Raw genomic sequence first — 1,423 nt, 5'->3', positions numbered from 1 at the left:
GGCTCTGTTAGACCAGGATTGACATACATGTGTCCCCACGGTGCCATATCGTTAGCCCTGTAGACCGCGATGATGGGGGCAGCATGAACGCCGAAGACCTGGTCCTCAACTTCAAGAAGGACATGGCGAACCTCAGCAAGACCGAGCGCCGCCGCGCGATCGAATCCGTCAGGGACGTGATCCGCGCGGCGGCGTTCGACGACGCGGCCGGCTCCGCCTACGAAATCGAACGCTGCCCACGCTGCGGGTCCGCCGCGGTCGTGAAGAAGGGGAAGGCCGGGAACGGCGAGCAGCGCTACCTCTGCCGGGGCTGCGGCAGGACCTTCGGCATGGGCAGCGAGCGCATCCTGGGGACGAGCAAGCTCCCGAAGGAGACCTGGATGGCCTACGCCGAGTGCTTCGTGCTCATGCTGCCCCTGCGCGAATGCGCGAGGCGCTGCCGCGTCTGCCTCAAGACCGCCTACACCATGCGCCACAGGCTGATCGAGTGCCTCTCGGCCTACTCCCCCTCGTTCAGGGTCGAGAGGGGGTGCGGCTGCGAGCTCGACGAGACCTATTTCCCCGAGTCGTTCAAGGGCAACCACGCGAAGGGGTCGTTCACGATGCCGCGCCCCTCCCGGCACCGCGGCAAGCAGGTGCACAGGCGCGGGCTGTCGCGCGAGCGGATCTGCGTCATGACCGGCGTGAACGACTCGAACGAGACGTTCCTCGAGGTCACGGGGCGGGGCGCCCTTTCGAGGGAGCGCGCCATGGACGCGCTGAGGGGCCGCATCGCGGCCGGCTCGGTCGTCGCGACCGACAGGGCGGCCGCCTACGTCGGCGTCCTCGCCGAGCTCGAGGTCGCCGCGCACGCGGCCTACGACCCCAAGGACCGCTCCGGGGGAACCATCAACCGGATCAACACCGTCCACTCGCTCCTCGGCGCCTTCATGGAGCCGTTCAAGGGCGTGTCGACGAAGCACCTCGATGCCTACCTCGCCTGGTTCAGGTGGTGCCGGACCTTCATGGCGACCGATTCCGGCGCCGCCGGGCGCACGGTCGCGCGGCAGCTCGCGCACGGCGTCTGCAGGAGCCGCGTCCGCGACATGTTCAACGTGGAGCCGCCCTACATGGACTACTGGGCCGCGCCCGCCGCATAGAGGCGGTAGAATGGTCGCACCGCGATACACGAGGAGGGGTGAGGCCATGCCGTCGAACATACCGGCCACGACGATCCGCATCGACCCGGAGGTCAAGAGGGAGGCCACGGCCATCCTGGACGAGCTCGGCCTGTCCATGTCCACCGCCGTCAACGCGTTCCTCAGGGCGCTCGTCCGGGAGGGCGGGATGCCGTTCGAGATGAGGGTCAAGACGCCGGCGCCCGACGGGGAGACGGCGAGATAGCCGGCAGGTCGGCATGTCAATCCTGGTCTAACAGAGCCTT

2 protein-coding genes are annotated in these 1,423 nt (G+C 68.0%); both read left to right on the top strand.

Annotated elements, in window-relative coordinates:
• Nucleotides 1-83 precede the first annotated feature (83 nt).
• Nucleotides 84-1,139 (top strand): IS1595 family transposase, encoded by a 1,056-nt coding sequence (locus tag DXC52_RS09860; protein WP_199409518.1) that lies wholly within the window; start codon nucleotides 84-86, stop codon nucleotides 1,137-1,139.
• Nucleotides 1,140-1,149: 10 nt separating this feature from the next.
• Nucleotides 1,150-1,383, top strand: a complete 234-nt coding sequence (locus DXC52_RS09855; RefSeq protein ID WP_233504935.1) for a type II toxin-antitoxin system RelB/DinJ family antitoxin — start codon at nucleotides 1,150-1,152, stop codon at nucleotides 1,381-1,383.
• Nucleotides 1,384-1,423: the final 40 nt, after the last annotated feature.

Origin of the sequence: Collinsella sp. TF05-9AC, assembly GCF_003438495.1 — a bacterium.
In the GTDB taxonomy this organism is placed as follows: domain Bacteria; phylum Actinomycetota; class Coriobacteriia; order Coriobacteriales; family Coriobacteriaceae; genus Collinsella.
This window is presented reverse-complemented; position numbering and strand designations above follow the sequence as displayed.

Coding starts and splice junctions, on each gene's coding strand:
- DXC52_RS09860 (WP_199409518.1), top strand. CDS start 84: ATGAACGCCGAAGACCTGGTCCTCAACTTCAAGAAGGACATGGCGAAC.
- DXC52_RS09855 (WP_233504935.1), top strand. CDS start 1,150: ATGGTCGCACCGCGATACACGAGGAGGGGTGAGGCCATGCCGTCGAAC.